Origin of the sequence: Mycobacterium ostraviense (assembly GCF_002705925.1) — a bacterium.
GTDB lineage: Bacteria > Actinomycetota > Actinomycetes > Mycobacteriales > Mycobacteriaceae > Mycobacterium > Mycobacterium ostraviense.
In genome coordinates, this window is record NZ_NKRE01000001.1 from 5,598,525 (window position 1) to 5,621,642 (window position 23,118).

At 63.1% G+C, this 23,118-nt stretch carries 22 protein-coding genes and 4 pseudogenes; 10 read left to right on the forward strand and 16 right to left on the reverse strand.

The features are described 5' to 3' along the window. The first annotated feature begins 186 nt into the window (after positions 1–186). Positions 187–570 carry a hypothetical protein gene (locus CDN38_RS25970; protein ID WP_075513061.1) on the forward strand — a complete coding sequence of 128 codons (384 nt, stop codon included), beginning with the start codon at positions 187–189 and terminating at the stop codon, positions 568–570. A gap of 8 nt (positions 571–578) precedes the next feature. After that, positions 579–1,304, forward strand: a complete 726-nt coding sequence (locus CDN38_RS25975) for an HAD family hydrolase (RefSeq protein ID WP_075513062.1) — start codon at positions 579–581, stop codon at positions 1,302–1,304. A gap of 81 nt (positions 1,305–1,385) precedes the next feature. Here the strand turns inward: CDN38_RS25975 and mbp1 are convergent, their stop codons facing one another. Both mbp1 and CDN38_RS25985 read right to left on the reverse strand, forming a co-directional pair. Then, complete coding sequence (mbp1, locus tag CDN38_RS25980) at positions 1,386–1,619, reverse strand: microaggregate-binding protein 1 (protein ID WP_036395802.1); 234 nt, start codon at positions 1,617–1,619, stop codon at positions 1,386–1,388. Positions 1,620–1,955: 336 nt separating this feature from the next. Continuing rightward, positions 1,956–3,758, reverse strand: a complete 1,803-nt coding sequence (locus CDN38_RS25985) for a thiamine pyrophosphate-requiring protein (RefSeq protein ID WP_099319266.1) — start codon at positions 3,756–3,758, stop codon at positions 1,956–1,958. Positions 3,759–4,079: 321 nt separating this feature from the next. On the opposite strand from CDN38_RS25985, the gene CDN38_RS25990 reads away from it, so the two are divergent. Further along, positions 4,080–4,748, forward strand: coding sequence for a TetR/AcrR family transcriptional regulator (locus CDN38_RS25990; protein WP_075513064.1), 669 nt, complete (start codon positions 4,080–4,082; stop codon positions 4,746–4,748). 611 nt (positions 4,749–5,359) lie between these two features. On the opposite strand, the gene CDN38_RS26000 is transcribed toward CDN38_RS25990, so the two are convergent. The 4 genes from CDN38_RS26000 to CDN38_RS26015 form a co-directional block, all read right to left on the reverse strand. Next, positions 5,360–6,271: a universal stress protein gene (locus CDN38_RS26000; RefSeq protein WP_075513065.1), complete on the reverse strand. Its 912-nt coding sequence runs from the start codon at positions 6,269–6,271 to the stop codon at positions 5,360–5,362. A 127-nt stretch (positions 6,272–6,398) separates the two neighbouring features. Then, positions 6,399–7,727, reverse strand: a complete 1,329-nt coding sequence (locus CDN38_RS26005) for an acyltransferase family protein (protein WP_075513066.1) — start codon at positions 7,725–7,727, stop codon at positions 6,399–6,401. 136 nt (positions 7,728–7,863) lie between these two features. Then, positions 7,864–8,628 carry an acyl-[acyl-carrier-protein] thioesterase gene (locus CDN38_RS26010; RefSeq protein ID WP_075513067.1) on the reverse strand — a complete coding sequence of 255 codons (765 nt, stop codon included), beginning with the start codon at positions 8,626–8,628 and terminating at the stop codon, positions 7,864–7,866. Then, positions 8,612–10,081, reverse strand: a complete 1,470-nt coding sequence (locus CDN38_RS26015; RefSeq protein ID WP_075513068.1) for an NAD(P)/FAD-dependent oxidoreductase — start codon at positions 10,079–10,081, stop codon at positions 8,612–8,614. The genes CDN38_RS26010 and CDN38_RS26015 overlap by 17 nt, the downstream gene beginning before the upstream one ends. A 453-nt stretch (positions 10,082–10,534) precedes the next feature. Between CDN38_RS26015 and CDN38_RS26020 the strand changes: the two genes are divergently transcribed. The 3 genes from CDN38_RS26020 (at position 10,535) to CDN38_RS29730 (ending at position 11,855) form a co-directional block, all read left to right on the forward strand. Then, positions 10,535–11,071 (forward strand): alpha/beta hydrolase fold domain-containing protein, encoded by a 537-nt coding sequence (locus tag CDN38_RS26020; protein ID WP_161951697.1) that lies wholly within the window; start codon positions 10,535–10,537, stop codon positions 11,069–11,071. Between the two features lie 10 nt (positions 11,072–11,081). Continuing rightward, the gene (locus CDN38_RS26025) at positions 11,082–11,390 is read left to right on the forward strand and encodes an Rv3488 family transcriptional regulator (protein WP_075513070.1); all 309 of its coding nucleotides are present in this window, start codon (positions 11,082–11,084) and stop codon (positions 11,388–11,390) included. A 288-nt stretch (positions 11,391–11,678) separates the two neighbouring features. Beyond that, positions 11,679–11,855, forward strand: coding sequence for a hypothetical protein (locus CDN38_RS29730; protein WP_180276388.1), 177 nt, complete (start codon positions 11,679–11,681; stop codon positions 11,853–11,855). 88 nt (positions 11,856–11,943) lie between these two features. Here the strand turns inward: CDN38_RS29730 and CDN38_RS26035 are convergent, their stop codons facing one another. Further along, entirely contained in the window at positions 11,944–13,149 is a 1,206-nt protein-coding gene (locus CDN38_RS26035; RefSeq protein WP_075513071.1) for a cytochrome P450, read from the reverse strand. A 194-nt stretch (positions 13,150–13,343) separates the two neighbouring features. Here CDN38_RS26035 and CDN38_RS26040 point away from each other — a divergent pair. The 3 genes and pseudogenes from CDN38_RS26040 to CDN38_RS26050 all read left to right on the forward strand — a co-directional run bounded on the left by CDN38_RS26040 (position 13,344) and on the right by CDN38_RS26050 (position 15,202). After that, positions 13,344–13,882: pseudogene (locus CDN38_RS26040) on the forward strand (TetR/AcrR family transcriptional regulator). A gap of 638 nt (positions 13,883–14,520) precedes the next feature. Further along, a pseudogene (locus tag CDN38_RS26045) lies at positions 14,521–14,876 on the forward strand (type II toxin-antitoxin system antitoxin MazE5). Continuing rightward, positions 14,873–15,202 (forward strand): type II toxin-antitoxin system PemK/MazF family toxin, encoded by a 330-nt coding sequence (locus CDN38_RS26050; RefSeq protein ID WP_075513078.1) that lies wholly within the window; start codon positions 14,873–14,875, stop codon positions 15,200–15,202. The pseudogene CDN38_RS26045 and the gene CDN38_RS26050 overlap by 4 nt, the downstream one beginning before the upstream one ends. 529 nt (positions 15,203–15,731) lie before the next feature. Here CDN38_RS26050 and CDN38_RS26055 read toward each other — a convergent pair. From CDN38_RS26055 to CDN38_RS26075, 5 genes and pseudogenes are all read right to left on the reverse strand, one after another. Continuing rightward, positions 15,732–16,136 (reverse strand): hypothetical protein, encoded by a 405-nt coding sequence (locus tag CDN38_RS26055; protein WP_075513073.1) that lies wholly within the window; start codon positions 16,134–16,136, stop codon positions 15,732–15,734. 770 nt (positions 16,137–16,906) lie between these two features. After that, positions 16,907–17,005, reverse strand: a pseudogene (locus CDN38_RS26060) (ExeA family protein); the annotation flags it as partial. Between the two features lie 40 nt (positions 17,006–17,045). Next, positions 17,046–17,999: a tyrosine-type recombinase/integrase gene (locus CDN38_RS26065; protein WP_082276943.1), complete on the reverse strand. Its 954-nt coding sequence runs from the start codon at positions 17,997–17,999 to the stop codon at positions 17,046–17,048. A 485-nt stretch (positions 18,000–18,484) separates the two neighbouring features. Continuing rightward, entirely contained in the window at positions 18,485–18,796 is a 312-nt protein-coding gene (locus CDN38_RS26070) for a type II toxin-antitoxin system PemK/MazF family toxin (protein WP_075509237.1), read from the reverse strand. Further along, positions 18,786–19,019 (reverse strand): hypothetical protein, encoded by a 234-nt coding sequence (locus CDN38_RS26075; protein ID WP_075509238.1) that lies wholly within the window; start codon positions 19,017–19,019, stop codon positions 18,786–18,788. Before CDN38_RS26075 ends, CDN38_RS26070 begins: the two co-directional genes overlap by 11 nt. Positions 19,020–19,196: 177 nt before the next feature. Between CDN38_RS26075 and CDN38_RS26080 the strand changes: the two genes are divergently transcribed. Beyond that, positions 19,197–20,024, forward strand: coding sequence for an SDR family NAD(P)-dependent oxidoreductase (locus tag CDN38_RS26080; RefSeq protein WP_075509236.1), 828 nt, complete (start codon positions 19,197–19,199; stop codon positions 20,022–20,024). A 282-nt stretch (positions 20,025–20,306) separates the two neighbouring features. Here the strand turns inward: CDN38_RS26080 and CDN38_RS26085 are convergent. The 4 genes and pseudogenes from CDN38_RS26085 to CDN38_RS26100 all read right to left on the reverse strand — a co-directional run. Then, positions 20,307–20,534 (reverse strand): annotated as a pseudogene (locus CDN38_RS26085) (ATP-binding protein); the annotation flags it as partial. A 533-nt stretch (positions 20,535–21,067) separates the two neighbouring features. Next, positions 21,068–21,448, reverse strand: coding sequence for a hypothetical protein (locus tag CDN38_RS26090; RefSeq protein WP_075509235.1), 381 nt, complete (start codon positions 21,446–21,448; stop codon positions 21,068–21,070). A 52-nt stretch (positions 21,449–21,500) separates the two neighbouring features. After that, complete coding sequence (locus CDN38_RS26095) at positions 21,501–21,833, reverse strand: tyrosine-type recombinase/integrase (RefSeq protein WP_075509234.1); 333 nt, start codon at positions 21,831–21,833, stop codon at positions 21,501–21,503. 182 nt (positions 21,834–22,015) lie between these two features. Continuing rightward, the gene (locus CDN38_RS26100) at positions 22,016–22,444 is read right to left on the reverse strand and encodes a cellulose-binding domain-containing protein (RefSeq protein WP_075509233.1); all 429 of its coding nucleotides are present in this window, start codon (positions 22,442–22,444) and stop codon (positions 22,016–22,018) included. Positions 22,445–23,118: the final 674 nt, after the last annotated feature.

Below are 23,118 nucleotides of genomic sequence, written 5' to 3' on the forward strand. Positions count from 1 at the left end.
TTAGCTGGGTTCGCTGCCCACGGATGGCCGATCGCCCCGGGCCGAGCGGTATCAACGTCTCCGGCCCGGCGCGTCATGTTTCGGCGCAACCCACGCGGGTAGTCGACCAGAAGGCGATCGTGAGCGCGCCGCGAGTAGCCGCGGGGCGCCGCCAGTTTCTGCCGAACCCCATGAAGGGAGGCGCTGATGAGGCTGCAGAACCACGAACACCACGAGGTCATCACCGACGCGGGCATCCCACCGCGGGCTGGTGATCACAACCGTGGGCGTCGCATCCTGGTGAACTGGGTACTGGCGTTGCTGACCGTGCCCGCGGCAGCGGTGGTCATGGTGTTCGCCGTTGGCGCGGCGATGAGCATGGCGGCATGTAGCGCCGCTCAGTGCCCCCACCTGGGTCCGAACGGTCTGATGTACGGCGTCTTGCTATATGGCGCTCCGGTTGTGGCTGTGTCAACGCTTGTCGCGTCCTTCTTCACCGCGTCCCGGCGAGGTGGCTTTGTCGTGCCGTTGTCCGCACTGGCGCTGCTGATCGTCGATATCGCAGTGACGGCCATCCTGTTCAGCACTTGAGTCGGTCGATGGCGTTGTCGAACAGCGAAATCCCTGGGGACACTTCCGGTTCCGCGGCTCGGCCGGCGGTCTTGTTCGATGTCGACGGTACCCTGGTGGACTCCAACTACCTGCATATCGACGCCTGGCTCCGCGCATTCGCAACGGCGGGAATCGACGTCGAGACATGGCGCATCCACCGGTCCATCGGGATGGACGGTTCGACTCTGGTGAAGTCGCTGTCTGGTAATGCGCCCGAGGACATTCAGACACACCTGAAAGACTTACATTCTCGGTACTACAAGCAAGCCTCCCACCTGTTGCGACCGCTGCCGGGCGCACGCGCCTTGTTGCAACGCGTGGCAGCGCTCGGCCTCAAGGTGGTACTAGCCACGTCGGCCCCGGAAGACGAATTGGCACTCTTGCGTAGGGTACTCGACAGCGATGACGTCGTTGCCGAGGTCACATCGGCCGGCGACGTGGACACCGCAAAACCCAAGCCCGACATCATCAAGGTGGCGCTTCGCCGAGCGGGCGTCGGCAACGCGCGGGCCGTTTTCGTCGGCGACGCCGTGTGGGATGCCGAAGCATGTGCCCGCGCGAACCTGCCTAGCATCGGGCTACTCAGCGGCGGCGTCTCCGCCAGCGAACTAGAAAGCGCAGGGGCCGCAATGGTGTTCGCGAACGCCGCAGACTTGCTGGACCATCTCGCGGAGACTCCGATCGCCCGGCTGACACGACTTGTCGCCTGTTGACGGTCGGCCGTGTCCGCAGCAAGGTGTCCAGTAAGCGAATGGGCCCGGTCCGAAATCGGACCGGGCCCATTCCCTTTCAAGCTACTGATTGGCTTCTTGACGTTGTTCGGACGCCTCGGCGCTGCCGCGGGCGGCTTCGGCCTCGGCTTCCTTCTTGGCCGCGTCCCGCTGGGCGTCGGCCTTGTCCTGCTGAGCCTGTCCCTCGCGCTTCATGTCGTCGCGGCCGGTAACGGCTCCAAAGACTTCCTTGGCCTTGCCTTTAGCACCCTCGACGACGCCCTCGACGCCCTCTTGGGGGCCACTTTTCTCCGCCATGAATTCCTCCCTAATCGGTTACTACTCGCATGGCGACCTCGCGCTCGCTCGATTGCGCTCAGCCAGCAGGGTGGGAACTTGAACGCCAGTAGTGCGCGCCAAACCCAAAATATCCCTGCACTGCAAGGGTTTCCGAATGGTCACGGCCTCAAACATGTGGTTTGTGTCACCGGCGCCTTAACGCTCCTCTGGAACCGGCCGTGTGATGCGACACCAGCCTCGGCCATGTCGAACAGTGCCGAGACCGACCGGGCCGAAATCTCTGCTCGGTAACGGATCGGGTTGTGGTGACAGTGCCCCGCGGCGATTGCGCCGGCCGGATTGCGACCGGCGTGCTTATCGCCTGCTGGTTTCCCGGTGCGGCAAGAACTCCTGCGCCTTGATCTTGATGCCTTCCTTGATGATGCCGAACGCATTTTCGTCGCCGGACAGCACTGCGCTGGCCGCGCTCTTCATCTGGTCGAACGTGGCGTGCGGCGGAACCGGCGGGATGTCCGGGTCGCAATGCACATCCAGCACCGTCGGCCGATCGGCCAGCAGCGCCTGATCCCAGGCCGACGCAAGTTGATCGGGGTCGGTCAGCGTCGCCGACCCCAAGCCAAGGCTGGCGGCAAACCCGGCATAGTCGACATCGGGAAGAGTTTGCGACTCCGCGAATTTCGGTGCGCCAGCCATGGCGCGCATTTCCCAGGTCACCTGGTTCAAGTCGTTGTTGTGCAGCACCGCCACGACCAGCCGCGGGTCCGCCCACTGCTTCCAATAGTGCGCGATTGTGATCAACTCGGCCATGCCGTTCATCTGCATCGCGCCGTCACCGGCGAAGACAATCACCGGACGGTCCGGATGGGCGAACTTCCCGCCGATACCGTAGGGAACTCCGGGCCCCATGGTGGCGAGATTGCCGGACAGCGAACCGCGGATGCCGTCGCGGAATTTCAGTTGGCGGGCATACCAATTCGCCGACGATCCCGAATCGGCAGTGATAATCGCATTGCCGGGCAGTTTGGGTGATAGGTCGGCGAACAGTCGCATGGGGTTGATCGGCTTGGCCGCCACCTCGGCCTCCATGGCCATGGTCTCCCACCAACGTGCCACGTTCCGTTCGATCGTCTCCCGCCAGGATCGGTCGGATTTGCGTTGCAGCAGCGGCAATAACGCGCGCACTGTGGCGGCGGCATCGCCGACCAGGTTCACCTCGTTCGGGTATCTCATTCCGATAACCGTGGGGTCGATATCGATTTGTACGCCGCGAGCCCCACCGAACGGCGGCAGGAACTGCGTGTAGGGGAAGCTCGACCCGATGGTCAGCAAGGTGTCGCAGTCGCGCATCATCTCGTAGCTTGGCCGGGTGCCCAACAAGCCGATGGCGCCGGTCACGAAGGGCAATTCGTCGGACAGCACATCTTTGCCCAGCAGCGCCTTGGCGACTCCGGCGCCGAGAACGTCGGCGAGGTCGACGATCTCCCGGGCGGCGTTGCGTGCCCCGCATCCGATCAGCATCGCGACCCGTTCACCGGCGTTGAGCACGTCGGCGGCCCGTTGCAGGCCGTCGCGTGCCGGCTCCACTCCTGGCCGTTGAAACCCGAGGCTGGACGGAACCATCTTGAATTCGTGGGCGGGCGGGGAATACTTGAGCTCTTGCACGTCGGACGGGATGATCAGTGCAGTCGGCGCTCGCCTGGTCAACGCGGTGCGGATGGCCCGGTCCAAGACGTTGGGCAGCTGTTCGGGCACGGTGACCATCTGGACGTAGTCGCTGGCAACGTCCTTGTACAGGCTCAACAGGTCAACTTCCTGCTGGTAGGAGCCGCCCATTGCGCTGCGGTTGGTTTGTCCGACGATCGCCACCACCGGCACCCGGTCGAGTTTGGCGTCGTAGAGACCGTTGAGCAGATGGATCGCGCCCGGGCCCGAGGTCGCCGCACAGACCCCAAGCCGGTTGCTGAACTTTGCGTAGCCCACGGCCTCGAAGGCGGCCATTTCCTCGTGCCGCGCCTGGACGAACATCGGTTTGTTGTCTGCCCGGCCCCACGCTGCAAGGAGCCCGTTGATTCCGTCGCCGGGATAAGCAAACACATGTTCCACGCCCCAGTCGCGGAGTCGCTCCAGCAGAAAGTCACTCACCTCAGTCGCCGCCATTGCACACCTCTCTGTGTTGCCCTCCGTTGCCAGCCTTAACGGACAGGGGTTACCCATTCAGCGGCCTGATTAGACGCCCTAATGGGCAGGTGGCGGTCCGCGTGGCTCAGACGAGTGGCTCGGTCCACAAGGTCCGCTAGCACGATCCCCGGGCCGAGCACCTAGTTGACGATCGTCTGAGAACCGGGCCGCGCGGTTCCCCGGCAGCGGCAATCAATCCTTGGGGAGGGTCGCTGGTTGTCGATCCGGGGCGGACCAGGCGGTTCGCCCCTGTCCGTATTTCTGACGATATCCTCATAATCGAGTCATACTGCCATAGTGATGACTTCTAGTGACGGCCGTGCCGAGCCGCCGAACCGTCTCGAGCGACGCAAACAGCGCACCAGGACAGCGTTGGTCAAGGCCGCGCAGCGGTTAATCGCCGAAGGAAAGTTCAACGCGCCGGTGCTCGAGATCACCCAGGCTGCCGACGTCGGCATGGGCTCGTTCTACAACCACTTCGACAGCAAGGAGCAGCTGTTCGCGGCTGCGGTAGCTGACGTGCTTGACACCCACGGGGCGTTGCTGGACCGGCTCACCGCATCGATCGACGACCCTGCCGAAACGTTCGCCGTCAGTTTCCGGCTGACCGGCAGGCTGTTTCGTCGGCGACCGCTGGAGAGTGACATTCTGTTGGCCACCGGAACCAACCTGCTGTCATCCGACCACGGGCTGGCCCCTCGTGCCCTGCGTGATATCAAGGCCGCCGCCGAAGCCGGACGATTTCAGGTAGGGGACCCCGAACTGGCGTTAGCGACGGCCGGGGGTGCGTTGCTGGGGCTGGGCGCCTTGTTACGCGCGGATCCGCATCGTGACGATGCGTTGGCCGCTGACATGGTCACCGAGAGGTTGTTGCGCCTGTTCGGACTCGATGCTCAGGAGGCGCGCACCATTTGCCAACGCCCGCTTCCTGCCTTCGATGGCCGGGGCCAATCGGGTTCGGTTGCCTGACGCTCTGGTGCCGGTTTCGGTGCCGGCATGGGCGGTTAACCGGTGCCGTCGCCCCGTCAGCGATGGCCAACCGCTTTGTCTTGCAGGCGGTTTCGCGTGTCGGTGGACCACACAGTGGTGCATCCGGGGCACTGGAGGTGCAGTTCCGTCGCACGGTTGCTCAGCAAATACTGCCAGTGGGTCCCGCAATTGCGGCTACTGCGGCACTCCGAACACGCGTTGCGACCCCAGTTGCAATTCGGGCAGGGTAGCCAGGCGCGCCGGCAAGCATCGGCGTGTGGATCGATGGGCAATATGGACGCGGTCAGCCTTTCTCTGTCTAACTATTAGTTAGGGTAGGCTTCCCATATCTATATTCGTCAAACCGAGAGAATTCCGGCAGGTACATCCGGGCCGAACTTGCGAGAGGGTCTAGGGCGGCGCTGATCTACTCGTGATAGGACGCCCACTGCGGCTTTCTCACCAGCCAGATCAAGTCTCAGGCGGTTCGGGGTGTCTCGTTCTGCCCGCCTGTGCGCGACAAATTCGTTGCACGCCTTGGCTTGTCGCTGAAAAGCTGTGGTTGCTTGATCAAGGACTCCGTGCACCGCGGCGACTAGATCAGCGCGGTCCTAGCGTCTTTTTGCGAGCGTTTTGCGTGCGACTATGACCGGCACATGGCTCAGTAGCACAACGGCGGCGCTGACCGAACCGAACAACATCCCCGCGAATCCGCCGCTTCCGCGACTGCCGACCACCACGAGTTGGGCCGACTTGGACGTACCCACAAGTTCAGGTGCCGCATCGTTGCGCGCGATCATTCGGCGGACGACGACATCGGGGTACTGTTCGCCCCAACCGGCCAGGCGTTCGGCGACGATCTTGTCCTCATGTGTCCGCAGTTCCGGCCAGCCGGGACCCGGCAAACTAACGATGGGATCCAACACGCCCGGGGCTTTCCACGCGTGCACGGCCACCAGGTCCACCCTGCGACGAGAGGCAGCGTCGAACGCGATGGCGATCGCCACTTCCGACTCCGGTGACCCGTCGATGCCCACCAGCACCGGGGCTCGCTCGGAATCGGCGGCCATTGGGACGTCGTCGTGGATGACCGCCACCGGGCACCGCGCGTCATGGATGAGCCCCGAACTCACTGAACCCAAGTGCCGGCCCCGCAATGAGCCAACGCCGCGGCAACCGGCCACCACCAAGTGGGCATCTTCGGAAAGCTTGGTCAGCGTTGAAACGGTTGTCCCGCTGGGCATTTCGCGGTAGACCTGGGTTAGTCCGCGTTCGCAGCTTTCCTCGGCGATCTTCAACGCCTCGTCGAGCAGTTGCTGTCCGGCGTCGATTCGGCTGCGGGTCCGCCCTGAGGCTACCGATGAGGCCAGCCGCGTTCCCGCCGCGGCCGGGAGAACATGAGCCAGGGTCAGCGGAACATTGCGCAACTCGGCGTCGCGGGCGGCCCATCGGACCGCCGCGTGGGAGCCCGGCGAGCCGTCGACGCCGACGACGATTCCCCGATGGCTGTCGATCTTGGACATGCGTTTCCTCATTCCTTTGCCCTTGGACGTTATGGGTTCAGCGGCATTGCGGAACGAGGCATTGGTCCCTTGTCGATGGGCCTTCAGACCTCTAACTGTGAACGCACCGTCGAGATTGGCGCCCAGCTCAATTGGGCTCTGGGGCGGTATCGACTGACCGCCGGGTGGCCCTTGCGGGCCGGCACGCCACGAGTGTCAGCCCGAGCGCGAAAAGCAGCGCGGTCATCCACGGGTATTTCCCGTCCGGAGCAAATCCCGCCGCGGCGACCACCCACAGGAAGGCAGCTGCCATCATGGCACCTGCGAGCATGATTGGTTCGGCCCAACGCTGCGGCAGCGGTATCCGGATGGTCGGCAGCGGTGCCGCGAAGAATCGCCGGAGCCACCATAACAACGCCATCTCCACTGCCGTCACCAGGCTCAAGATAACCTCCCATTCCAGCCGGGCCAGCCACCACGCCGCCGTCCCCTGGGCCGGTTGCGGCAGCAGCCTGGCCGGGTAGGCGACGACCGCGACGATCACCACCGGCACCATGTGCCACAGGTAGAGCGCCATCACATTGCTGTTGGCGGCCGACAACAGCCGCTGCAATCGGTGGGAACGAAGCACGCGGTTGAGCGCGGGTGCGATGGCCACCGCAATGCCGGCCTGTGTGCAGGCGAACGCCAGCATCGCCACCGAGGGCGGCATGCTGTTCTGTACCGCTTGGCCGGGAACCCCGATCATGCTGACCGGATAGGGGCCGATCCAGATGAGCAGGGCCAGCGCGACTGCCGATCCGGCGGCAAGCACCGCCGGTCGACGGCCGGTTAACAGTCCTGCCTGCCAACAGATCCCCAGCTGGTAGAGCAGGCCCCAGCACAACAGGTAGTTCAGGCCGCCGAGAGAGGGCATATGACCGGCTATCGCAGCGGCGTCCACCGCTACCAGCGCAACTGCCAGTACCGCCGGCACCATGAGCCCCCACCGTCGGTGTGCGACTATCGCAACAGGCGTCAGCGATACCACCACCAAATACACCGCGAGGAACCACAGGTGCATGGCCACCGCCCACCCCGCATACTCCAGCACCGAGCCGGGAAGGCCGGAGACCTGCAGCGCCACCACGACTACCGACATCAGCCCCACGTACACCGCGGTGGGTCCGAGCACTCGCGCCACCCGATGCCGAATCCAGTACTGCCGCGAGACACCGCCGTCGCCGTAACGATGTGTCCATGACACGGCGCCGGCATAGCCGGCCACCAGGAAGAAAACCGGCACCGCCTGAAAAGGCCACGTCAGCCACTGCGTCCAGGGCTGGTCGACCAGCGGATTCTGCCGGCCGAACTGTCCGTTGTGATACGTCACGGACCCGGCCAGCCAGTGGCCCAGGACGATGAGGACCACGCCCGACACCCGGTAAAAGTCGACGGCCAGATCGCGGGCCGGTCGACCGGTGCCTGCGTGGTCCATCAGACCGGGGGAAGCTCAGCGACCTGCACGAGCGCGAGGGTACTCGCCGGCACCCACATAATTGGCGCGGACACTGCTCCGGTGGAAGCTTCGGGGGCCGATACGCAGACATCCGCGGCCGCCAACGAGATCCGACTCAAAGCTTGCGCACCAAGGCGGCGGCGCGGACGTCGTCACCCACCACGAAGTGCATGCGGATGCGGCCGTCGCGCTGGTCGGAACGAATAGTGACGGCTTCGCCGTACTTGATCGGGCTGCGGTACTCGAGCACGACGCGATATGGAGCCGCGGTCAGCTCTGCGCCGGCCGGCAGCTGGCCGAGTACCTCGACAATGCCGTGCCAGTAGATGGTGTTGTTGACGTGCTCGAAAGGATCAATATCAGTGCGGCGCAGCGGAAATGGCGTCTCGGTGCCGTCGGTCAGCGGCTCGGTGAGCCATGGGCGCCACTTGAGCCGGTGGTTGTCGGTGGTGCTGCCGAAGTGGGCGATGCATTCATCGGTGAGCCGCGACGGCGTCAGGGTGTCCTTGTTCACACAGATCCAGAAACCTTCGGTTTCGATCCGTCCGCCGGCAGCGCCGTCAAGCTGGACGCGCATGTTGCACCATCGGGTGGAAAGCGCTGCGCACCAACGGCTAAAGGTGATATCGCTGGGTAGCTCGATCGGCTCGATGACGTCGATCACGGTGCGCAGCACGATCCAGTGGGGATGGACTTCTGCCAGCTCGGCATCGGCCAAGTGCTCGGCGCCGACTTCTTGGATATAGCGGGCTACTCCGTCCAGGCGCAGCCGCTGGTGCTCGTCGATGTCGGTGGTGGCCAGTCGCCAGCTTGTCCGGTAGACGTACCCCGAGTCGGGCACGTCGGCCAGTGGTGCGTCGACATCAGGGTGCTGCGGCACGCCCGCTCCTCACCGTTGCAGCGGTATCGCCGCCGTGGTCGCTCAGCAACTTTTCCAGTCGCTCGCTGGCAGCATTCAACCTCGACTGGAACATCGAGACCACCCGCTCGCGTACTCGCGGCTTGTGCGACAACGGCGGCAGCAGCTCGGCGAGAAGATTCAACCGTGCCGAGCCGAGCCAGTCGGTCAGCTCGGCGTCGGCGAGCCAGCGCCGAAAATTGCGCAGATCGGAATGCGTCAGCCGTAGCCAGTCCAGGTCGGAGTCCGGATGTGGAATCGGCACGCAGAGTTCGTTTTTCACCGCGTCATCGGGGTAGGCAAGTTCGACGTGCGCGGTGAACGCCGCGCTGAACACCTGTTGACAGCCGCGCACCGCCTGCAGGGTGAGGTGGTCGCCGTCGAATACCGGTGTGGCCGGCCGCTGCGGTGCTCCGTCCGCGGTGCAGTCGATGTAGAGGGCGGACGGAGACGAGGCGATCGATCCGCCGTCGAGCACGATGGCGGTGGGCTCGATGCGTTGAACATGGCCCATCCTGACGACGTCGTCGATACGGCGCAACTGGTCGTATTCGGGTTGTGACACGGTCGCGCACCGATACATGGTGGGTCGAACCGTGGGGTTGAGCCGGAGCAAGGTTCCCGCTGCCTCGAGCCGGTCGAACAGGTCTTGGACCGATGTCGCGTTGCCGATAGCATCGAGCGTGGCGCCGTAGCTGTCCCGGAACTTCTTGATGAACGTTGGTCCCGGCTGCAACGTTGCCCGGTCGATCAGCCAGGCGTCGCGCGGCATGATCCAGGTCAGCCTCTCGGGGGTGACGCCGTTTCGCAATAGCCACAAGCAGACGTCCATGCCGGTCTTTCCGGCGCCGACGACCACGTATCGGTCGCGTGCCCTGAATTTCGGCAGGTCGTTGGGTGCAATGCAGTCGATGCCCGGCGCCACCGGGTACGGAGCCGGCCGCATCGACGGCACGACGGCTTGCAGGTAGGTGGCATCGACGATGCGCCGCCTGACCGTGACCCGGTATTCCGCGCCGCCCAGCGTCCGGAATCGGCCGTCGCCGAGGTAGTCGCTCATGGGGAAGTACTCAACGCGCCCGCTGGGCAGGAATTGCTGTTGCATCACCGCGTCGAAGTAGGCGCAGATTTCGCCGACGGAGGCGAGTTCGTTCAGCCCTTGGTTCCAGCCGACGGCGTCAATAGTGTTGTTGCCCAGGGCTCGTGAGTTGACGCCGTAGTACGCGGACGGTTGGTGCAGCCGCACGAATGGGTAGGCCGTGGTCCAATGCCCACCCGGTTGATGTGCCCGGTCGACGATGACCATGCGTGCCTCGGATTCGGCAAGGAGCGTATCGGTGAACGCGATTCCCATCGCCCCGGCGCCGACCACCAGGTAATCGGTCTCGATGGCTGCCGCTGGCTCTCGCGTTGGCCCTCGCGTTGGCCCGTTCATAAGCCCTCCTTCGACCATTGGGATATGGACGACCAGTCGCCGGCGGGAAGCGAGCCGGTCGTCGTTGTGGCGGAGCGGTCTCTGTTGCTGCAACGGAGCCGAATGGAGTCTAAGCCCGGCATCGGGACTGTTTTGCGATTAGCCGCGGCCTGTGCGAGTTACCGGTGGCATCCTATCGACGTCGAGTTCGACCTGGAGGGGCCTTGTATCCGGGGTAGCGCGGGTACCTGCGAAGCATGCCGCGGTGTATGACGGTCGGCAGGTCGGGGATGCGCTATCGAGGAGGTGTCAAGAACGTGGACATTCGCCTGCCCACCTGTGGATCATTCAAGGTGCCGTCGAGGTCGGTTTCGGGGTCGGTTTCGGGGGAGTAGAAACCATTGCCTGAGGTCAGTGAAAGGAACGAGCCTTGACACGTGGGGGCCCAGCTGGGCGAGCCGGACCATGCCCGCAATGCTCCGCATCACCGGTAGGACGCGTCAATACACCACCGCCGCAGATGCGCGCAAGCACATCACGGCCCGCGCGTTGCGTCCGTCGCCGTACGGACCGCCGGTGCGGCTGCGCCCCGACGTGACCGTGGAGGTCGGCCGTCGATCCGGCTGGCCGATCTATACCGTGGCACCCAAGAACGGCGCGCATACACACACCGTGGTCTACCTCCATGGCGGTGCCTGGGTCAACGAAATCAACTCACAGCACTGGCGATTGGTGACTCACGTCGCCGCCGAGGCGCGCGTGAAGGTCGTCGTCCCGATCTATCCGTTGCTCCCTTTTGGCACGGCAGCCGATGTGGTGCCCGAGGTCGCTCACGACTACCGGATTGCCCCGGACGGGCTGCTCCGGCATTCTACCGCATGCAGATCGAGGGCCTGCTACGCCCCGATCGTCAGGTCGTCGACGGGCGGGTGCGCCGGGTCTATGAGCTCACCAGGCACGGGTTTTGGGCGCTGGAGCGTCCTGAATTCACCCTCGGTCTTGGTGAGATGAAGATAGACCCATGAGTCAGTTCTTGCGCGGTGCGGTGCGGCTGCATATCTTGCACCACGCACAGTTGGAACCAATCCACGGGGCGTGGATGGCCGCGGAGCTAGCCGGCCACGGCTACAAGATCTCCCCGGGCACGCTGTATCCGATGCTGCACCGCATGCAAGAAGACGGATTGCTGACCTCCCGCCAGCACGTGGTCGATGGCCGCGCCCGCCGCGTCTACGAGATCACCGACCTCGGGCGGGCAGCGCTGGCCGAGGAGCGCGCTGCCCTCGCCGAACTGGCCGCTGAGATCCTCGGGCACCGGGGGCAGCAATAAGTACCGGGCATCCGGCGCTGGCGCGCCGGCTCGCCACCACCGACGCGACTGCGGGTGCTCACCGCAGGCGCCACAACCTACGGACTGCGCCGCGCCCGCAGCGCCACCCAACGAAGTGCCCGATCCGTGCGGCCACAAGGCGGCGACTAAGGCATGCATCGCACAGCAAGGCAGTGAAGACACCACGTGGGCGAAGGAGGTTTAACCCGTGGTTGACGACGGTTCCTGGCTCACCCGGTTAAAACCACGACGCGCGCACCAGCCGCAGTCCTGCTCATCCGCTTGTATGTGGGCGTGGTGTTCGCCTGCGAAGGCATGCTGAAATTTTTGCGGCCCGACGCGCTGGGCACCGGCCGCTTTCACAAGCTCGACATCCCCGCACATCGGATCATCGTCAACATCGATGACGCCACCATCGTCATCCTCAGTGACACGCAACAGCACGCACACGCCGCAATGCCTTGACGGCTTCTATGAACTGATCTCCGAACGTACGACAGCCGGCGGCTCGATCATCCTGACTTCCAACAGATCATCGGGGCTGCGAAGGGGCTCACCTGACGGAGAGCCATAGATGCTTGCGGCGTCTGACCAGGATGCTGGGTAGCCATTCCCCGATATCGGTGGCCTTGATCCAGGTGGTGCGTTCGAGCAGTTTGCGTAACACGATGTGGGCCTCCAGGCGTGCTAGTGCGGCTCCCACGCAGAAGTGCACGCCTTTACCGAAGCTGACGTGGCTCTTGGCGCCGCTTCGGTTGAGGCGGAACTCGTTTGGCGCTTCGAAGTGCACCGGATCCCGGTTGGCTGCTCCCCACATGAGCAGCAGGTGAGAATCGGCGGGCACCGTGACACCGGCGAGGGTGGTGTCACGCCACACGTGGCGGTAATGGCCACGAAACGGCGGCTCGTAGCGCAGCGCCTCTTCGATGAAGGAGCTCAAAAGTTCGGGATGGTCGCGGACTTGTTGTTGGATCTCGGGCCGATCGGTGAGGATCCATGCCGCGCTGCCCAGAAGCGAGGCCGTCGATTCGCCGGCAGCGCTGAACAACGTGAGCATCATCCCCAGAGCTGGCAACTGCTCCAATTCGCCTGAAGCGCAGCGTGCGGCCAGATCAGCGATCAGGCCATGATCCGGTGCTTTGTCGAAATGGTCCAGGACATAACCAGACAGTTCGATCGCCGCCATACCGGCGGCTTCGAGCTGATCGGGGGTGACAATCCCGTCGAGCAGTGTGGTGGTCGCGTAGCCGAGTCGGATGAGTTTGTCGACGTCGCCACCGGGCAAGCCCAGTAGCCTGGCGACCACCATCATGGGCAGCCGGTTGGCCATGGCGCTCATCCACTCAATCTGACCGTCGTCCAGGTTCTCATCCCATAGACGGTCGGCAGTTTGGGCGGCGAACTCTTCAATGACACGCACGCGCTTGGCCGACAAGTGCGGCAGAAGGATCTTGCGATGCATTGCGTGCACCGGATCGTCGGCGGTGGCCAACGCGTGAGCGGGACCTCCGGGCGGTCCCATGTCGAACGGCCTGACGGTGCCGTCACTGTGATAGACCATGGTTGCGGTGAGGTTTGAGGAAAAGTCGTCGACCCGCTCGACTGCCTCGAGCACCGCGTCCCAGCCGCACACGGCGTAAAACACCGAATCACCGATGCGGTGCACCGGCGCTTGTGCACGCATGCGGTCATAGAGCGGACATGGATCCTGTAACGCCTCGGCGCCAAAGAACGCGATCGGATCGGCTACAGCCGTCATGGGTTCAGGCTGAGCGCGCCCATCGCCAGCGTCAACGGGTCACGACAAGGTTGAGGAATGCCGCCCGCCGACTCGAGCGGCGGCCGCATCATCCACACGGCGCTACCAGGGCATTAGGCTGAGATAAAGCCGTTGAAAATTCTCAACGTGAGAGAAGGATTTCAGCGGCCTGCGATTGGGAGGAGCATGGTTAGATGCCCCGGAACGACTGGCTGGTGGGGCGGGACCGCCGCAGCGAAGCCGCCGAACGGATCTACGCGCAGCTGCCGACCTCATTGCTCGCCGCGGCTACGAGGCCTTCACCATCGAGGACTTAGCAACCAAGGTCCACTGTTCGCCGGCAACGATTTACCGGCATGCCGGCGGCAAGGCGGCAATCCGCGACAGTGTTGTCGCTATCCAATCGGCGCGCATCGTCGACACGGTTCGCGAAGCGATCAAAGACCTCAAGGGCCCGGACCGGGTGGTGACCGCCACCATCGTCGCCCTGCAACGCCTGCAGTCCGATCCGCTGGCGCAGCTTATGCGATCACTGCACACGACACCGATCAGTGACTGGATCACCAGTTCACCGGCCGTGACCGCGTTGGCCGCCGAAATGCTCGGTCATGACAACGATGACCCACTCGCTGCGCAGTGGCTCATTCGCGTCTTCTTGGCGCTGTGGTACTGGCCAGTCAAAGACCCGACCGCCCAATGCATTATGTTGCAACGCTTCCTCGTTTTCCCTTGACGAAAACCGGCCAAACCGGGGCCAACCTAGGTGATCACACACAGACCGGCCTAGACCGTACTCGCAGCGCGAACCCCCGCGGCCGGTGCCTCATCGCAGCATCCCGGTTAGCCGAAATGCTTGTCATAGGTAGCCACGGACGCGGCGCGTTCACCGGAATGCTGGCCGGCTTCCGTCGGCCAGCACTGCGCCCACCACACGACCCCGTACTGTTCGTCTGCTAGTCAGTCGAACAAGTGAACTTGCGTCAGGAATAAGGCAGAACCTGATAACGGCACCTGATAACGGCCCCTGCCAATCAAAATGAGGCACCACAGCTCCGTGGGCTACCACTTTGCCAGGTTCCCTGGCAAAGGACACTAATTCAATAGCCCCCAGCGCCACAAGATAATTCGTCACTGTGACGTATCGCTGGCGGTACGCGGGGTGGTCGATGGCCCGTTCTAGGTCGGCCGCCTAGGGTGCATTAAAGCTTCCACCTGACACCCGAATTCATCAAGTGATTGAGCTCTACGTCAACCTCGCCGTATGAACGTCCGCTGCAAGCAGCAGCAGCCCGTTACGGAATCAGTACAAAGAATCAGGCCGTGACGTGCGCCGACAGGCCAATCGTCAAGAGGTGCGAGCACTTTCACTTGATGCAACTCGCAAGGCGTATGCCGATAAGCGACATTATGTCAAGTAGAGAGCCTTGTACCGCCAACATGCGCTCGAAAGCCCGCGTGAGAGTTTGCTCAGGCCGTGGCATAATAGTGGCATGAACCGCATACGCCTGAGTACTACTGTCGACGCCGGGCTACTGAGCAGTGCGCGCGACGTGCGGGCAGGAATCACTGATGCAGCTCTCATCGATGAGGCCCTCGGAGCCTTACTTGCTCGCCATCGATCAGCGGAGGTGGATGCGAGCTATGCGGCCTACGACAAGCACCCGCTTAATGAGCCCGACGAGTGGGGCGACCTAGCGTCGTGGCGGCGGGCGGCCGGCGACTCGTGAGCGCACTTCCGGCACGCGGAGAGGTGTGGTGGTGTGAGATGGCCGAGATCGGCCGGCGTCCAGTCGTTGTGCTCTCGCGCGATGCGGCGATCCCCCGGCTTCGACGCGCACTCGTCGCACCGTGCACCACAACCATCCGGGGGCTAGCCAGCGAGGTTGTTCTCGAACCGGGTCCCGACCCGATCCCACGCCGTTCCGCAGTGAATCTGGACTCAGTCGAAAGTGTCTCGGTCGCGGTGCTGATCGATCGGCTTGGCCGACTCGCCGACGCCCGGATGCGCGCCATCTGCACGGCTCTCGAGGTTGCGGTCGACTGCTCTGGATGACACATCAGCAAACCAGTGAGAACCCGAACCGGGTTCTGACTAACGCTTTCGAAGGCCCCTGACTCAACAAGCGAGACGGCTCGGGGCCAAGCGAATCATGGTCGAAAGCAATACGCAGAGGCCCTAATACGCCGGAACCAAATATGCAGCTTTACCGGAAAAATGCGTCGTTGTGTTGTACACCAATGGGTTTGACCTGCTTGCTGCAGCCCGTCTTTGACGTGATGATGTCGTCAAGGGCGGCCACGGACACCGTCACGCCCGATAATTATCCTGAACATCATTCACCCAGGTGTCGGCACTCCCCGTCACGGCTGCGGATCCACCCGGCTATACCGCAGATCTCGAAACTGTTCAGCAAACAACTGGCGGTGCTCTGAATCTATCGGGTAGGCAGTCACGCTGAACGCACCTTAGAGTTGCGGTCAACCCTTCGGCTATGCTTCACCGCTACTGATCCACTGCCCCACGCGGGAGGAATACGGCCGAATCGAATATGGCGGGGTTAGCCCAGGGCCGGGCGCGCTAATCAGCGGGCTCTAACCTCGCCGTGACCGAAGGCCCAGGAGGTGACGTCGGCCAGCCGCACGCGAAGCTGATCATGCCGGTCGACCTGACCGCTATTCTGGCGGCACGTAACCCGAGATAAGTGCACGTATACGTGCGACGCGCCCCCATTTGGGCAATTTGGGCAGGTGCCGTCGGTCGGGGGTTGCTGGTTGTGGTCGACGCCGATCGTTTGGAGGTAGCCGAGGAGTTTCTGGTCGAAATACCAGCAGGGCTCGATGTTACCCATCACAGTTCCCCATGGCAGGTACAGTGTCACGTCGACGTCTGCGCCGCGTCTCGGCGAGTTGGACTCGATTGCGTTGATGATCAGATGAAGTGAGCGGTCGGTCGTCTCGGATGCGCCGAGTTCCTGGGTTGCGGCCATGCTTTGTCCTTGGTTTCCGGAATCGCTGTCCCTGCCGTAACCCGGGCCGTCGGCCGTGCTTACAGTGGGCACCAACGAGGGCTTTGTAGTCCGTTGCTACTCTAGCCGCAACGATGACACTGAGCAGGCTGAGATGGGAGCGTGCACATGCCGTCCAACAGCCGTTTGCCTATTCGTCGCGTTCGTCGAGCACCGCGATCTCTAGTGCGACCGGCACGGCAACCGCAGTTGGCGGAAAGCCCTGTTGCGTCTGCCTGCGGCGCTCGGTCGGGTCTGTTGACCGGCACATGCCCCGGAACCGGAGAACCGCATTGGTGAACCGGCCGGCACGACGAGCGACTCGCGATTCGCGAAGCAGACGATTAGCCCAAGACTGAAGAATGTCGCACGGGAGCCGCATCCAGATTGACCGAGTAGGAATCGTCAGCAAACTGCTGAACCGCGCTGCGCCCTGCATTGTGCGTCGAACGCCACTGCTGCAGTCTCGACGTGCGGTCAGGACCTCTCCCCTGGCGGCGCCTCGGTGGGTTCGCGTTCGTATCGTAGGAATACCACGGAATCGAATATGGCGGGTTACTGTTGACCGGCATTCAGGATGAGCATGATGGCGGCGTTGGTGGTGAGGATGTGCGGCTATGAAATGACCCCGCCGGCGGGTGTCCGGCGGGGTCGGGTGTGAACTACCCCAGGTATTGTTCCTAGTCGGTTGCGAGGGCCGGGTTTGGCTGGCTCGCAGGGTGTGAGGCGCCGGTGAGGGCGGCCTCGTACTCGGCTTGGGGAGCCAGCGTGGCGTGATGGGTCAGGGGTTGTCCGCCCAGCGAGGCGACGATGCGGTGGTGGATGCCGCGGACCCCGACGGTGGGGTCGGGCCCACCGTCAGTGCCGGACCCCTACCCCCACGTGGTCACCCTAAATGCCCCCGAACAACCGCAACCACGCCTCCAATGCCTGACCCACATCGACTGGGAGCGGCAACGAGTGCTCGCGGCCTTTGCCGGTGACTATGAGATGTCCAGTTGCCCAGTCGATGTCCTCGAGCCTCAGACTGGCGGCCTCGCCGGCACGCAGGCCGCACCGTACGAGGATCAGGACGAGCGCCCTGTCCCTTGCCCCGAGTGCGGTGGCGGCATCGCATACACCCAGCAAGGCCGCGACCTGCTTGGTGTCCACGCCCCGCGGCAACGACCGCCGCGTCCCGGCAGGCTTGAGGATCCCGGCGTTCAGGTCCCGATCAAGGTGACCGGTGCTCAACGCCCACCGCAGCAGGCAACGGACAGATCCGACGATATGAGCACGAGCAACAACGCCGTAAGGACGTCCACGTTCAGCGATGTACGCGTTGACGATCGATGCGTCCAGGCGCCACCACTGGACCGACCTGTCAGCCGCCATCAACACATCGAGAAGGCCGGCCGCGTAGCGGCAACGGGCTGCTATCGTCTTCTCGGTCAGGCCGCGCTGCTCACGCATCCACAAACACCAGTCCCCCACCGCGGCTTGTGCCGGTGTGAGTGAATCCAACTGGACCACAGCCGCACTCAGATATCCCGTTGCGGTCAAAAACCTGCGCATCGTGCCGATCCACTGCTTCACTGACACGCACGGAAGATCTCGGGACCTCTCGTCTGCGAGGAACCGGGCGAGCAGTTCCTCATCGATGTCGTCGACCCCGGCGCCCGCGAGCTGCATCCAACAACTCAGCCGTTCCAACACATTCACGACCCCGGCCGCAGAACCCGGTGCATAACCCAGCCCGGCCATCCATTCCGAACACTGGCCCAGCACCACGGGCACCAAAGGACCCAACGCAACCCGCGGGACCCTAACCGGATACGGTCGGGCCGTCGGCGATCTCTTCGTCACGAACCTCACCTCCAGACAATTTCCGTGCCTGAAGCGTGACCACGACTACCCGACTATGCCGACCTTTTGCACCACAAAACCGCCGCTGACATGCACCATCGCAAGAAGTGTCGGCATATTCCGAGGGTCGGCATAAAATAAGACATCAAATGCCGACGTCGGCATTTGATGTCCCCGACCCATTTGCGGTTCGGCGCATCGGCGGTGAAGCGGCTTGGGCCTCGGTGGGTTGGTGCGGTATTCGCCCCTGACCCCATCTCAGAATTCAGCAAGTCGCTGTGTGTCGATCGGACCATACGGAAATGTCATCTTGATTTGGACAGCATTGTTTAACAAGTTCCGAAAATTCTTAGCATACAACGACTTCACGCATGACAACTAAACCTGGAACGGTAAACAAAGGAGACTCGGGCTCTCGGTAAAGTGCGACGTATTGCACCGCGCCGCAATTGTTTTCATTATTCAACGTGACGGCGGCACAGCGCTCAGAGCTCGAGGACGATGCGCAGTGCCGCATCAACGCGACACATCTCGTCGAAACTGAGGAACCCGACGCTCTTGCCGAGCCGGCCCGGGTAAACTGCGGCGGCCTGCTCGGCAAGCACCCGGGTGTTCTTTCCGCCGATTTCAACCTCAGGACGAAAGCTTGCGGCACGAGCTGACGTAGATGTGGGCGCGACCAGCCAGGTCGACAGTGGCAGTTGATCTGACTGGACAACGACGGCGTAGCGGGAGACGGACTGCTCGTGACCTCGGCCCCGCCGCGTAGCGTGCAACTGAAAGACCTCACCACGCACGCAGCGTCTCCATGTCGCGCAGCACCTGCATGGCCTCAGCGCGGTCGGACTCGTCCGCAGCAAGCATTTCCGCCTCGGCGCGGATGGCTGCGTTAGCCTTCCGGCGCGCGGCATCAATGAGTGCGGATCGAACAGCCGCAGACACGGCCGTGCCATCTTTGGTCAAGACTTCCAGTGCCTTCAATGTGTCTTCGTCCGGCCGGAAGGTGATCGTGTCAGCCATGGCAACCATTGTACGACATTTTGTAAGACGGTCGGTGGATCACAAGGGTTTCCGTAAAGCGCTCCGTTTTCATGAGGGGTCCGGCCTTGCAGTCCGTTGCCGCATTGAGATCCCGTCAGTGGTTATTCGAACGGCAATGTCGCCTTCTGGTGTCAAAAGCCGAGATATGCTCCCAGCGTGTCAGCAAGGACGATCGTCATTACCGGTGCCAGCGACGGCATTGGCGCTGCGGCGGCACGCTGGCTAAGTCAAAGCGACGAAAACGTCGTTGTGGTTGGCCGGTGCCGAAGCAAGACTACCGCGGTAGCCGCGGAATTGGGCGCGGACTATTTCGTGGCAGACTTCGCTGATCTTTGGCAGGTTCGAGCCCTGGCAGACAAAATACGTTCGCAGTACCCGCGCATCGACGTTTTGGTCAACAATGCGGGTGGAATGACGAACAAACCCCACCTGACGGCTGACGGCTACGAGATGACTTATCAGGTCAACTACCTGGCGCCGTTTCTACTCACCACGCAGCTCTTGGATTTATTGGTCGAGTCCCGGGCCAGTGTAATCAATACGGCCAGCGGGGCGCATAAATGGGTTCGCAATATCGCCATTGTCGACTTCGAGAACACCCAGGGGCGCCGTCCCATCGTCGCCTATGCCATCTCGAAGCTGGCAAACATCTTGTTCACCAAGGAATTACATCGACGCTACCATGCCGACGGGCTCTCGGCTGCAGCGGTACACCCTGGTGTGGTCGCCACCAATTTCAGCCGGGCTTCGGGTTCACGGGTTTTTGCGTTCTTGGAAAAGCTGTCACTTCCGCGACTGTTTGCGACCGCAGAGCAGGGAGCCGCGCCGCTGGCCCGCCTCGCGTCAAGCACACCCGGTATCGATTGGCAGCCAGGCGAATACTACGCGAAGTGCGAGATCGGGAAAGCCAGCCGCTCGGCCTGTGACCCGCACCTTGCCAGCGACTTGTGGGATCGGACTCTGGCAACGATAGGCCACCTGTAACAGTATTTTCTCCATGCCCGCCGGGGCAGACTGTCGAAGACCAGTGCGATGTTCGCAGAACCCGGTGGCACCGATTTGTGATCACGTGGTGAATCTATCGGCGGTGTCGACTTCTTAACCATCATGGAGCTGGCATTCCTCCGCTGCCATATATGGAAGTGTGCTCCCGACGGCCCCCTTCGACGGTGTCATTTGCCAAGGTGATGGGACCACCCGTTTGCCAGTGGCATGGGACCACCTGATCGGCTCGGGGAGCATGGTGTTCTCCCTCGGTCTGGGTTATCAAACGGAGGGTTTCTGTCGCCGGTAGGGCTCGCCTTCGATGACGAGCTCGTGTGCGGTCGAGGTGAGCCTGTCGACTGCCGATTGGGCCAGCAGCGGGTCGCTCATCATGGTCAGCCACTCGTCGGGCGTTCGGTTCGAAGTCGTGACGGTCGAGGCTTTGTGGTGTCGGGCCACGACGAGTTCGTAGAAGTCGGCGGTCTCGGTGGCGTCCATCGGCTGCAGCGCGGGACCCGGGCCGGCGCGTCCGGAATCTCCCATTCGAGTAATCGAGCGAAGAACCCGCGTAACGCGCAAAGCCGGTCTTTGATGGTATGACGATGCAGCGGCGCGCCGCACTTGCCCGGCCGCCCGGCCAGCCAGCACTTGTAGGCCTCCACGTGTGTTCGGCCCAAGTCGGCGCCGCATCGCGCGGACGGATCACGCTCGGCGACGAATCCGGCGAACTCACGCAAAGTCGCCTCGATGTTTTTCGCTCGCCCGGGCCGCAGCGTGGTGGCCACCTGCTCGAGGTAAGTGCGCATTGTGGCGCGCATCCGCTCGGGCACCTTGGCCCACTGTGCAGCGCGGATGTCTGCTTTGGTGCGGACTCGTTTACGGGGCAGTTCGTCGATCACCCCCGCGTGGAACAGGGTCGCTTCCAGACCGAAGATCGCGGTGGACAGGGCGCGGTGCGAGTGGTGTCCGTAACGGTCTGCGGCGGCGAGTAATTGGCCGCGTGCTGCGTCGATGTCGCGTCAGCCGTTCCGGCGCCAGTCCGGTCAAGGCGCAGATCTGGCCAGCGCGGCCCACTGCGCTTGTGCGGTCTTGACCGGAAACTCAAGCGTTGCAGCGGTGTTGATGAACAGAGCATGGAACACCGGCGAGTGTCGCGACAAGCTGATACCCAGCCGGGGTCGGCGGACCACCAGGTAGTCCGCGCTCGGTTGCAGCCGCCGCGTCGCGATGAGCCACGCGATGAACCGATGCACCGAGTTGCGGACGGCGAGCTGCTCGTCTAAGGGCAGCGCGGCGAAAGCCTGTGGTTCGCCGACGTGCACCAAGAACCACCGAGCGCCCCATAACACCGTTTGCTCTGGCGCCTGGCCGATGTCCCACAGGTCATTCTCGTAGAGCGGTGACCAGGTCCAACGCGTCGCCAACGAGTCGGTGGGCGGTCATCAGTTTGCACCGTCCTCGGCCTGATCGGCGATGTCATCTTCGATCGCGTTTACCGCGGGCGTATTCCTCGGCGAGCCATGCGTTGGCCAAGTGCAGATAGATGCGGGTGGACTCAATCGAGCGATGCCCGGCTTGCGCCTGCACCGCTTCCAACGCCATCCCGGCCTCCCGCAGCCGGGTCAGACAAGTGTGGCGCAGCTGGTGGCAGCTCGCGTGGTGTAGGCCAGCGCGTTGCCGTGCCCCGCTGAGCACCTGATCGACGCCGGCGGCGGTCAGCCCATGACCGCGGGTAGGGCCGCGTAGCACCACAAACACCTGCTCCGCATCTGTGCGGGCTGACGCCACGTGCAGCTGATCGGCGGGCATGCCCTTCCGCAAAGGTACCCGGGTGCTACCGATCCCGAGGTTGGGCGCTCAGTCGAGTCCGAAGATCTCGGTCTCCGCCAGATTTGTGCTGTTCAGGCAGCAGTGCGGCTGAAATGGGACCGGCATGTCCACCCAGTTTGGCCGCACGGTCGGAGCCGTCGAGCCTCAGTGCTCCGTCGCCTCTAGCTGCATAGATATTGCCCGTTGAGCACACAATTCGACGGTGACGCGTAGGAACCGGTTAGCACCCCTCTGAAACCGCCTGTGGCTGAACCACCGGGCGCAATAGTGCGATTCCAATTCGCGGGGGTGAGAATATAGTGCGTGCCAGATTGGGTGACGGTGCTGTTCCACGCGTGCAAGACGGATTGTCCCGCCGGCATGTCGAATTCGAGCTTCCAATCGGCAAGCGGCGCCATGCTTGAGTTGGTGATGGCGAAGCGAGCGATGAAACCGGTCTGCCACGTATGTTCGACCAACAACGTCGCCGTCGCCGCAGCCGCATGAGCTACGGGTGTGATGGCGAGTCCGAGGATGGCAACCATCAGTGCCGACGCGGATACGTGAAGCGCTGTGCGCCAGCGCTTCACGTAATTCTTCAGTCCGGCCATAGAAGCTAACACTAAAACCAAACAGGCGATATCGCCCCCGCATCACGAGCAAGCTGCAGTAACTTTGCTCAACCGAAACCGTCGTGAAATTTTCGTCTCGATCCACCCTGGACCACGTATCGGTCCGGCCCAACGCGAACTTGCGGACGGGGAAAGCCGGAACGTCCGCCAGCAAATGAGCGGCCTCCCGCGCCATCCCTAGGGCAGGTCGGCCGGTGTCGCACATTGACCTCACTCGCCGTAGCGCCGCTCACGATTCCATGGCGACCTCACGAGCAGGAATACGACGGAATCGAATATGGTGCTCTTACACGGTGATGATGCGCCGGGCGCTGTGAATGCCCCAGAAAGTCGTTCTCGTTTCGGGTGATTAGCGAAATCCCGAGAGCGACGGCCACCGCGGCGATCAGTATCTCGAATCGGCGCGACTTCGGATCTCGGCCAACCGCACGAAGATTCGCGCACAAAGCTCCGGTAGATGAGTGCGGCACCCGCGTCGAACGGTATCGGGTCGAATGTATTGGCGATCCAGTGGTATCGCTGCTCGCGCGCGGCGTTACTAAGCCGCGCATAAATAAGGCGACACACGGTGTACGGTGCACCGTCTTTCCGGGGCGGTCGTGTTGACTTATTACTATGCGGGACAACGATGGTCGTAAGCTCGACCATGCCAC

Coding starts and splice junctions, on each gene's coding strand:
- CDN38_RS25970 (WP_075513061.1), top strand. CDS start 187: ATGAGGCTGCAGAACCACGAACACCACGAGGTCATCACCGACGCGGGC.
- CDN38_RS25975 (WP_075513062.1), top strand. CDS start 579: ATGGCGTTGTCGAACAGCGAAATCCCTGGGGACACTTCCGGTTCCGCG.
- mbp1 (WP_036395802.1), bottom strand. CDS start 1,619: ATGGCGGAGAAAAGTGGCCCCCAAGAGGGCGTCGAGGGCGTCGTCGAG.
- CDN38_RS25985 (WP_099319266.1), bottom strand. CDS start 3,758: ATGGCGGCGACTGAGGTGAGTGACTTTCTGCTGGAGCGACTCCGCGAC.
- CDN38_RS25990 (WP_075513064.1), top strand. CDS start 4,080: ATGACTTCTAGTGACGGCCGTGCCGAGCCGCCGAACCGTCTCGAGCGA.
- CDN38_RS26000 (WP_075513065.1), bottom strand. CDS start 6,271: ATGTCCAAGATCGACAGCCATCGGGGAATCGTCGTCGGCGTCGACGGC.
- CDN38_RS26005 (WP_075513066.1), bottom strand. CDS start 7,727: ATGGACCACGCAGGCACCGGTCGACCGGCCCGCGATCTGGCCGTCGAC.
- CDN38_RS26015 (WP_075513068.1), bottom strand. CDS start 10,081: ATGAACGGGCCAACGCGAGGGCCAACGCGAGAGCCAGCGGCAGCCATC.
- CDN38_RS26020 (WP_161951697.1), top strand. CDS start 10,535: ATGCTCCGCATCACCGGTAGGACGCGTCAATACACCACCGCCGCAGAT.
- CDN38_RS26025 (WP_075513070.1), top strand. CDS start 11,082: ATGAGTCAGTTCTTGCGCGGTGCGGTGCGGCTGCATATCTTGCACCAC.
- CDN38_RS26035 (WP_075513071.1), bottom strand. CDS start 13,149: ATGACGGCTGTAGCCGATCCGATCGCGTTCTTTGGCGCCGAGGCGTTA.
- CDN38_RS26055 (WP_075513073.1), bottom strand. CDS start 16,136: ATGGCCGCAACCCAGGAACTCGGCGCATCCGAGACGACCGACCGCTCA.
- CDN38_RS26075 (WP_075509238.1), bottom strand. CDS start 19,019: ATGGCTGACACGATCACCTTCCGGCCGGACGAAGACACATTGAAGGCA.
- CDN38_RS26095 (WP_075509234.1), bottom strand. CDS start 21,833: ATGCCCGCCGATCAGCTGCACGTGGCGTCAGCCCGCACAGATGCGGAG.
- CDN38_RS26100 (WP_075509233.1), bottom strand. CDS start 22,444: ATGGCCGGACTGAAGAATTACGTGAAGCGCTGGCGCACAGCGCTTCAC.